General features: G+C 55.9%; 7 protein-coding genes, 1 tRNA gene and 1 pseudogene. All 9 read left to right on the forward strand.

Annotated elements, in window-relative coordinates; genetic code table 11:
• Positions 1-211: pseudogene (locus AAAC48_RS10545) on the forward strand (hypothetical protein); the annotation flags it as partial.
• 137 nt (positions 212-348) lie between these two features.
• Positions 349-424 (forward strand) — tRNA-Trp (locus tag AAAC48_RS10550).
• A gap of 228 nt (positions 425-652) precedes the next feature.
• Positions 653-853, forward strand: a complete 201-nt coding sequence (secE, locus tag AAAC48_RS10555) for a preprotein translocase subunit SecE (protein WP_099999177.1) — start codon at positions 653-655, stop codon at positions 851-853.
• Between the two features lie 37 nt (positions 854-890).
• Positions 891-1,421, forward strand: coding sequence for a transcription termination/antitermination protein NusG (nusG, locus tag AAAC48_RS10560; RefSeq protein ID WP_027229726.1), 531 nt, complete (start codon positions 891-893; stop codon positions 1,419-1,421).
• Positions 1,422-1,552: 131 nt separating this feature from the next.
• A complete protein-coding gene (rplK, locus tag AAAC48_RS10565) occupies positions 1,553-1,981 on the forward strand; it encodes a 50S ribosomal protein L11 (RefSeq protein ID WP_106663205.1) in 429 nt (142 codons plus the stop codon).
• Positions 1,982-1,985: 4 nt separating this feature from the next.
• Positions 1,986-2,684 (forward strand): 50S ribosomal protein L1, encoded by a 699-nt coding sequence (rplA, locus tag AAAC48_RS10570; RefSeq protein WP_340654134.1) that lies wholly within the window; start codon positions 1,986-1,988, stop codon positions 2,682-2,684.
• Positions 2,685-3,028: 344 nt separating this feature from the next.
• Positions 3,029-3,547: a 50S ribosomal protein L10 gene (gene rplJ / locus AAAC48_RS10575; protein WP_106710762.1), complete on the forward strand. Its 519-nt coding sequence runs from the start codon at positions 3,029-3,031 to the stop codon at positions 3,545-3,547.
• A gap of 49 nt (positions 3,548-3,596) precedes the next feature.
• On the forward strand, positions 3,597-3,974 hold the full coding sequence (gene rplL, locus AAAC48_RS10580) for a 50S ribosomal protein L7/L12 (RefSeq protein ID WP_340654135.1): 378 nt from the start codon (positions 3,597-3,599) through the stop codon (positions 3,972-3,974).
• Between the two features lie 185 nt (positions 3,975-4,159).
• On the forward strand, positions 4,160-8,299 hold the full coding sequence (rpoB, locus tag AAAC48_RS10585) for a DNA-directed RNA polymerase subunit beta (RefSeq protein ID WP_340654136.1): 4,140 nt from the start codon (positions 4,160-4,162) through the stop codon (positions 8,297-8,299).
• The last annotated feature ends 18 nt before the right edge of the window (positions 8,300-8,317 follow it).

Raw genomic sequence — 8,317 nt, forward strand, 5'->3', positions numbered from 1 at the left:
CGACGGCTATTTTATCGAGATGGGGATAGATAAAACTCTCGTGGCGCGCATGCTGGCAATTCCCGCGAGCGATATTGTGATTCTCTCGGCAGACGAGCTCCAGCAATACGGACTGGCGACGGAGCGCGGCGATCTCGCGGCAATCGGTAACTGCGAATTGCCTTCCCGTTTTGAAAACTGTGTTCAAACTCAGCTTAAGAAGGTGCAATAGCGCTGAAAGCAAGCATTTGCAGCGCTGAAAGCAAGCATTTGCCGGGGCCAAGCGATTGCAAATATTCTAATTCCTGCAAAGCGATGCCGATAGGGCTTGAAATAGCAACGGGTTTGTGGAATGTACGCCCCGAACGTAGGGGAGTAGCTCAGTTGGTAGAGCGGCGGTCTCCAAAACCGTAGGTCGCAGGTTCGAATCCTGTCTCCCCTGCCAACTTATAGTCTGCCGGTACACGATTGGATGGTGTAACCGACAGATGTTTGGAAAGAAACGAATCCGGGGGCCTTGTGTTTTTCCGGAATCGGTTCTATGTAACATCAACAGACACGCGGTGCGTGGAGCTGAACGGTCAGCTTTACGGGCCGCAATGGTGTGGACAGATGGTGTTGTTTCGATAGCAGCACAGCATGTTTACAGCAACATGACACGCACGAGCGGTAAATGGCATCCAAAACGAATCCAATAACTTTTTTTCAGCAAGTGCGCGCTGAAACCGCAAAGGTCACGTGGCCTTCGCGCCGCGAAACGCTCATTTCCACCGCGATGGTGATGGTAATGGCGTTTTTTGCTGCGATCTTTTTCTTCGCAGCGGATCAGTTGATGGCGTACGGGATCGATCTCGTTCTCGGTCTTGGTCGTTAACGCAGGCTGACAAGAAAATCGGGATTGGGAATCAATAATGACCGCGCGCTGGTATATCGTTCACGCCTATTCGAATTTTGAGAAGAAGGTCGCAGAGTCGATCGAAGAAAAGGCAAGGCAGAAGGGTCTGTCGCATCTTTTCGAGAAGATCCTCGTGCCGACCGAAAAAGTGGTCGAGGTGCGCCGTGGCCGCAAGGTCGATGCCGAGCGCAAGTTCTTCCCGGGTTATGTCCTGGTTCGTGCTGATCTGACGGATGATGCCTATCATCTGATCAAGAACACGCCGAAGGTTACGGGGTTCCTCGGTTCGGACAACAAGCCGATTGCGATTTCTGACAAGGAGGCCGAGCGCATCCTGACCCAGGTTCAGGAAGGCGTCGAGCGTCCGAAGGCTTCGATCTCGTTTGAGATTGGCGAGAGTGTTCGCGTCGCCGATGGTCCGTTCGCTTCGTTCAATGGCACCGTTCAGGAAGTCGACGAAGAGCGTTCGCGCCTCAAGGTGGAAGTTTCGATTTTCGGCCGCGCAACGCCGGTCGATCTGGAATTTGGTCAGGTCGAAAAGGTCTGATCAATTCATGGTGGGAGGTGAGGCGGCCTTTAGCCGGGCCTTTGAACCGCACCACCAAACTGCAACCGCCGGTTTCTCCGGCACAATGAAAAGCCGCCGGTTATCCGGCATGGTGTAAAAAGGCAGAAGTTATGGCTAAGAAAGTAGCAGGCCAGCTCAAGCTGCAGGTTTCGGCAGGATCGGCAACGCCATCCCCGCCGATCGGACCGGCACTTGGTCAGCGCGGCATCAACATCATGGAATTCTGCAAGGCCTTCAATGCGGCTACGCAGGAACTGGAAAAGGGTTCGCCAATTCCAGTCGTGATTACATATTATCAGGACAAGTCCTTCACCTTTGCGATGAAGACGCCGCCGGTGTCTTATTTCCTCAAGAAGGCTGCAAACCTGAAGTCCGGTTCCAAAGAGCCAGGCAAGGTAGTCGCCGGCAAGATTTCGCGTGACAAGGTCCGCGAAATCGCTGAGGCAAAGATGAAAGACCTGAATGCAGCGGACGTTGAAGCCGCCATGCGCATGGTCGAAGGTTCTGCCCGTTCGATGGGCCTGGAAGTGGTGGGCTAAGACGATGGCAAAGCTTTCAAAGCGTGTAGCGAAGGTTCGTGAAGGCGTTGACCGCAACAAGCTCTATGACCTGACTTCGGCTATTGCCATGGTCAAGGAGCGTGCGGTTGCCAAGTTCGATGAGACCATCGAAGTTGCAATGAATCTCGGCGTTGATCCCCGTCATGCGGACCAGATGGTTCGCGGCGTCGTCAATCTGCCGAACGGTACGGGCCGTACGGTTCGCGTGGCTGTATTTGCTCGCGGCGACAAGGCTGAAGAAGCCAAGAAGGCCGGTGCCGATATCGTCGGTGCGGAAGATCTGTTCGAGATCGTCAATGGCGGCAAGATCGATTTCGATCGCTGCATTGCCACTCCGGACATGATGCCGCTGGTTGGCCGTCTCGGTAAGGTACTCGGCCCGCGCGGCATGATGCCGAACCCGAAGGTTGGTACGGTTACGGCTGACGTTGCCGCTGCCGTCAAGGCTTCCAAGGGCGGTGCAGTCGAGTTCCGCGTCGAGAAGGCCGGTATTGTTCACGCTGGCGTTGGCAAGGCATCGTTCGATGCCAAGGCGCTGGAAGAGAACATCAAGGCGTTCGCCGACGCAGTCACCAAGGCAAAGCCAGCTGGTGCCAAGGGCGAATATGTCAAGCGCGTCGCGATTTCCTCGACGATGGGCGCTGGCGTCAAAATCGATCCATCAACTGTACGCCCAGCGTAACTGTTGATGGAAGTCTCAAGCCTAACTGTTTGAGACCAAAAGAATTCCAGGCCCTTCGGGGCCTGGATAACCGGATGAAAGTCCGGTTATCCTGTCCGAGATTGCGGGTGGTTCGCCTTAATTCGCCAAGAACCCGCATGAGACGTGGAACAGCCAGGTTTTGAGGGCATAGCCCGATGAACAAGGTTCGAACCGTAGTTGCCTTTCGCGTTAGCCGGTTTCGGCGAAGCAAGGGGGACAGGATCCTCAAGTGCTGTGTGGTTCCAGTTTTCGAATTGGCCCTTGCAGCAAAAGGCAACCCGACAGGGGCGCAATCGTGTGTTTCTGTCAAATGGAGAGAGACAGTGGAAAAAGCGGAAAAGCGCGAATTCGTCGCGTGGCTGAATGGGGTCTTCAAAGACTCTGGTTCAGTTGTCGTGGCCCACTATACCGGTCTCACCGTTGCGCAGCTGAGCGACCTTCGCTCCAAGATGCGTGATGCTGGTGGCACCGTTAAAGTCGCGAAGAACCGCCTTGCCAAGATCGCTCTTCAGGGCACGGATTCGGAAGGCATCGCTGACCTGTTCACAGGTCAGACACTCGTTGCCTATTCCAACGATCCGATTACGGCACCAAAGATCGCCATCGAATTTGCCAAGGGTAACGAAAAGCTCGTCATCCTCGGTGGCTCGATGGGAGCAACAACTCTCGACCCGGAAGGTGTAAAGGCCCTGGCCGCACTTCCATCACTCGACGAGTTGCGCGCAAAGCTGGTTGGTATGATCCAGACACCAGCTACCCGCATCGCTCAGATCGTCAACGCACCGGCAGGTCAGCTTGCCCGCGTTTTCGGCGCCTATGCCCGGAAGGACGAAGCGGCATAAGGCCGTTCTCGCTGTCACAATATATCGAACCTTGTAAAGGAATATCAAAATGACTGATCTCGCAAAGATCGTAGACGACCTGTCCAACCTGACCGTTCTCGAAGCAGCTGAACTTTCGAAGCTTCTTGAAGAGAAGTGGGGCGTTTCTGCTGCTGCTCCGGTTGCTGTTGCTGCTGCCGCTGGCGGTGGTGCAGCTGCTGCTGCAGTTGAAGAAAAGACTGAATTCGACGTCGTTCTGACCGAAGCCGGCGCTAACAAGATCAACGTGATCAAGGAAGTTCGCGCAATCACCGGTCTCGGCCTCAAGGAAGCCAAGGACCTCGTTGAAGCAGCTCCTAAGGCTGTCAAGGAAGGCGCTGCCAAGGACGAAGCTGACAAGATCAAGGCACAGCTCGAAGCTGCTGGCGCCAAGGTCGAACTCAAGTAAGTCTTGCGTTATTGGCGGGCAGGGCAACCTGTCCGCCGACTTTCCCCTTCGGGGGTTCCGGTACTGAACCCTTTTCCTGACGGCAATTTCGATGCTTTCAGGAAACGGGTTTTGTCCCGTTCACGGGGCCGCAGATGCGGTTTTAAGAAACAGGCCAGATTCTGGCATAAAGACGAGGAGCGACGATGGCTCAGACCCATTCTTTCAATGGTCGTAGGCGCGTACGCAAGTTTTTCGGTAAGATTCCGGAAGTCGCAGAGATGCCGAACCTCATCGAGGTTCAGAAAGCTTCCTACGATCAGTTTCTGATGGTGGAAGAGCCCAAAGGCGGGCGTATGGATGAAGGTTTGCAGGCTGTCTTCAAGTCTGTGTTCCCGATTTCGGATTTCTCGGGTGCTTCTATGCTCGAATTCGTCAAGTACGAGTTCGAAGCTCCAAAATTCGACGTTGACGAATGCCGTCAGCGCGATCTGACCTATGCTGCGCCACTCAAGGTGACGCTGCGCCTCATCGTATTCGATATCGATGAGGATACAGGCGCAAAGTCGATCAAGGACATCAAGGAACAGGACGTTTACATGGGCGACATGCCGCTCATGACCGATAACGGCACGTTCATTGTCAACGGTACCGAGCGCGTGATCGTATCGCAGATGCACCGTTCGCCGGGCGTATTCTTCGATCACGACAAGGGCAAGACGCATTCCTCGGGCAAGCTTCTATTCGCCGCACGCGTCATTCCTTACCGCGGTTCCTGGCTCGACATCGAGTTCGACGCCAAGGATGTTGTCTATGCACGTATCGACCGGCGCCGCAAGATCCCTGCGACGTCGCTGCTGATGGCACTTGGCATGGACTCCGAAGAAATTCTGTCAACCTTCTATAACTCCATCACTTTCAGCCGTGATGGGGATAGCTGGCGGATTCCTTTCTCCGTTGATCGTTTCAAGGGCTTCAAAGCCACCACGGATGTTATCGACGCTGATTCCGGCGAAGTTGTTCTTGAATCCGGCAAGAAGCTGACCGCACGCAGTGCCAAGCAGCTGGCGGAAAAGGGCCTCAAGTTCATCAGGGCAACTGAAGATGATCTATTTGGCTCCTATCTTGCCGAGGACATTGTCAACTTCGAGACCGGTGAAGTTTATCTCGAAGCCGGCGACGAACTCGACGAGAAGACGCTCAAGGTTCTGCTCGACACGGGTGTTTCGGAGATCAACGTTCTCGATATCGATCACGTCAATATCGGACCGTACATCCGCAACACGCTTGCCGTAGACAAGAATGAAAGCCGTCAGGACGCACTGTTCGACATCTACCGCGTCATGCGTCCGGGTGAACCGCCAACGATTGACTCGGCCGAGGCCATGTTCAAGTCGCTGTTCTTCGATTCGGAGCGTTATGATCTCTCGGCGGTCGGCCGCGTGAAGATGAACATGCGCCTCGACCTCGATGCGGAAGACACTGTTCGCATCCTTCGCAAGGAAGACATCCTGGCCGTAGTCAAGATGCTGGTTGATCTGCGCGATGGCCGTGGTGAAATCGACGACATCGACAATCTCGGTAACCGCCGTGTGCGTTCGGTCGGTGAATTGATGGAAAACCAGTACCGTGTTGGTCTGCTCCGCATGGAGCGCGCCATCAAGGAACGCATGTCGTCCATCGAGATCGACACCGTCATGCCGCAGGACCTGATCAATGCGAAGCCGGCAGCCGCTGCCGTTCGCGAGTTCTTCGGTTCCTCGCAGCTGTCGCAGTTCATGGATCAGACCAATCCGCTGTCCGAGATCACGCACAAGCGTCGTCTTTCGGCACTTGGACCTGGTGGTTTGACCCGCGAGCGCGCTGGTTTCGAAGTCCGCGACGTTCATCCGACGCATTATGGCCGTATCTGCCCGATTGAAACGCCGGAAGGCCCGAATATCGGTCTGATCAACTCGCTCGCAACCTTCGCCCGCGTCAACAAATACGGCTTCATCGAAAGCCCGTACCGTAAGATCGTCGACGGCAAGGTGACGGACGAAGTCGTCTATCTGTCGGCAATGGAAGAAGCCAAGTATCACGTGGCGCAGGCCAATGTGGAACTCGACGCTTCCGGTGCATTCACGGATGAATTCGTTGTCTGCCGGCATGCCGGTGAAGTTCTGATGGCGCCGCGTGAAAACGTGGACCTTATGGACGTTTCGCCCAAACAGCTCGTGTCGGTTGCCGCAGCGCTCATTCCGTTCCTGGAAAACGACGACGCCAACCGCGCTCTCATGGGCTCGAACATGCAGCGTCAGGCCGTGCCTCTGGTTCGTGCCGAAGCGCCGTTCGTCGGAACAGGCATGGAACCGGTCGTTGCTCGCGACTCCGGTGCCGCTATCGGTGCACGCCGTACGGGTGTCGTCGATCAGGTTGATGCGACCCGCATCGTTATCCGTGCAACGGAAGATCTCGTACCGGGCAAGTCGGGCGTCGATATTTATCGCCTGATGAAGTTCCAGCGTTCGAACCAGAACACCTGCATCAATCAGCGTCCGCTGGTTCGTGTTGGCGACCGGATCGAAAAGGGTGACATCATCGCCGACGGTCCTTCGACGGATCTGGGCGATCTGGCGCTCGGCCGCAACGTACTCGTCGCGTTCATGCCGTGGAACGGCTACAACTACGAAGACTCCATCCTTCTTTCCGAGAAGATCGTTTCGGATGACGTCTTCACCTCGATCCATATCGAGGAGTTCGAAGTCATGGCCCGCGATACCAAGCTTGGACCGGAAGAAATCACGCGCGACATTCCGAACGTTTCGGAAGAAGCGCTGAAGAACCTGGACGAAGCCGGTATCGTCTACATCGGTGCCGAAGTTCAGCCTGGCGATATTCTCGTCGGCAAGATCACACCGAAGGGCGAAAGCCCGATGACGCCGGAAGAGAAGCTTCTGCGCGCCATCTTTGGTGAAAAGGCTTCGGACGTTCGTGACACCTCGATGCGCATGCCGCCCGGGACCTATGGTACGGTTGTGGAAGTTCGGGTTTTCAATCGCCACGGCGTTGAAAAGGACGAACGTGCCATGGCAATCGAGCGCGAGGAAATCGAGCGTTTGGCCAAGGACCGCGACGACGAGCAGGCTATCCTTGACCGCAACGTCTATGGCCGTCTGGCTGACGTTCTCAATGGCAAGGCTGCCGTTGCCGGGCCGAAGGCGTTCAAGAAGGGTACTGTCGTAACACAGGACGTCATGGGTGAATTTCCGCGTTCGCAGTGGTGGCAGTTTGCTGTCGAGGACGAGAAGATCCAGGGCGAAATCGAAGCTCTGCGCAACCAGTACGACGACTCCAAGAAGCTGCTCGAGCAACGCTTCATGGACAAGGTCGAGAAGGTCCAGCGTGGCGACGAGATGCCTCCAGGTGTCATGAAGATGGTCAAGGTCTTTGTCGCTGTGAAGCGCAAGATCCAGCCAGGCGACAAGATGGCTGGCCGTCACGGCAACAAGGGCGTTGTTTCGCGTATCGCCGCTGTTGAGGATATGCCGTTCCTTGAAGACGGAACGCATGTCGACATCGTGCTCAATCCGCTTGGCGTGCCAAGCCGCATGAATGTCGGGCAGATCCTCGAGACGCATCTGGGCTGGGCCTGCGCTGGAATGGGCAAGAAGATCGGCGAGCTGATCGAGGCCTACAAGGCACAGGGTGACATTGCGCCGCTGAGAATGACGATTGAATCGATCATTCCGGACAACGACCGCAATGAGCCGGTTCGCAACTATGACGACGAGAGCATCGTGCGTCTGGGCGAACAGATGAAGCGCGGTGTGTCGATTGCAACGCCGGTCTTTGACGGTGCGCATGAGCCGGACATCAACGTGATGCTGGAACAGGCGGGCCTGAAGTCTTCCGGTCAGTCGACGCTCTACGACGGACGTACGGGTGAACCTTTCGATCGTCAGGTGACTGTCGGCTACATCTACATGCTGAAGCTGCACCATCTGGTTGACGACAAGATCCATGCCCGTTCGATCGGACCATACTCACTCGTTACGCAGCAGCCTCTGGGTGGTAAGGCCCAGTTTGGTGGCCAGCGCTTCGGTGAAATGGAAGTGTGGGCTCTTGAAGCATACGGTGCGGCCTACACGCTGCAGGAAATGCTCACGGTCAAGTCCGACGACGTTGCCGGTCGTACCAAGGTCTACGAAGCGATCGTGCGTGGCGACGACACTTTCGAGGCCGGCATTCCGGAGAGCTTCAACGTTCTCGTCAAGGAAATGCGTTCGCTCGGTCTCAATGTGGAGCTGGACGATACGCGTCAGCTCGAACCGCAGCAGCAGGCCCTGCCGGACGCTGCAGAGTAAAAAGGGAAGGGTGCGCAG

Origin of the sequence: Phyllobacterium sp. (genome assembly GCF_037994405.1) — a bacterium.
Taxonomy (GTDB): Bacteria; Pseudomonadota; Alphaproteobacteria; order Rhizobiales; family Rhizobiaceae; genus Phyllobacterium.